Below are 989 nucleotides of genomic sequence, written 5' to 3'. Positions count from 1 at the left end.
TTGTTGCGTTCCTGCCACTCCTGTTTTTACCCGGCTTTTTAGGGCTTATTTTTGCTACCGTTCCAGTGGTCGTTACCACGGTCTTTATTATTTCCCTGGTGGAAGCTCTATTTATACTACCCGCCCACCTCGCCCACGCCAGCAAACCCCGCCAGACACCCGTATGGCAACGCCCTATAGAAGCTGTTCGTATGCGCATGCAGAAGGGCTTGCATCACTTTACTTACCATCAGTTTGAACCGTTTTTACAGCGCGCGCTTACTCAACGCCTGCTGACAGTATCCCTAGGCGTCGCCTTGCTATGTGTCACGCTTGCCTGGGCAATGAGCGGTAGGCTTGGCTTTTCACTTATGCCCAGGGTGGAATCGGACCAGGTTCAAGCCAGCGTTACCCTGCCGATTGGCAGCAATATTAGCGTTAGCCGCGAACTGAGCCAGCAATTGCTCAATGCCGCCGAGCAACTTAGCGAACGCGAGGCAACCCTCAGCTTTAGCAGTACCCGCAGCAGCCTGGATGGTGAGAGCCTGCAAGTGCGCCTGGATATCGCCAGAGAAAGCTTAGATGCCTGGCCTCCATCTCGAATTGCCCAGGAGTGGCGCGACTTAACAGGCGACTTAGTCGGCGCGCAATCAGTGCGCTTTGAGTCAGACTTCGGCGGCCCCGGTAGTGGTGCAGCGCTGAGCCTGCGTTTATCCCACCCAAACACCCAAGTGTTAGAGGCGGCCGCTGCGCAGTTGGCTGAACAACTGGCCGAATATGGGCTAACCGATATCGACAGCGGACTGGGAGACGGCAAACCGCAGCTTGAAATGCGCCTGTCTGCTGAAGGGCGCGCGTTAGGGCTAACGGGGAGCGATCTAGCCCAGGCGCTACGCGGCCCGCTACAGGGTGCTACAGCCATAGAACAATTTATTGGCCGCCGAGAAGTCAGCGTTGAGGTACGCCTGCCGGAACAAGATCGCGATAGCCTCAATGAGCTTTATCGGCTG

At 56.4% G+C, this 989-nt stretch carries 1 protein-coding gene (cut by a window edge); it reads left to right on the top strand.

The window, feature by feature from the left end:
- The first annotated feature begins 11 nt into the window (after positions 1-11).
- Positions 12-989: the 5' portion of an efflux RND transporter permease subunit gene (locus INT22_RS21460; protein WP_446718963.1), read on the top strand. It continues 804 nt past the right edge of the window; the window shows 978 of its 1,782 coding nt (coding positions 1-978); its start codon is at positions 12-14; its stop codon lies beyond the right edge, outside the window.

It is taken from the genome of Halomonas sp. 3D7M (assembly GCF_014897885.1).
Lineage (GTDB): Bacteria > Pseudomonadota > Gammaproteobacteria > Pseudomonadales > Halomonadaceae > Vreelandella.
Note: the sequence above shows the minus strand (reverse complement) of the source record. Positions and strands in the feature narration are given on the sequence as shown.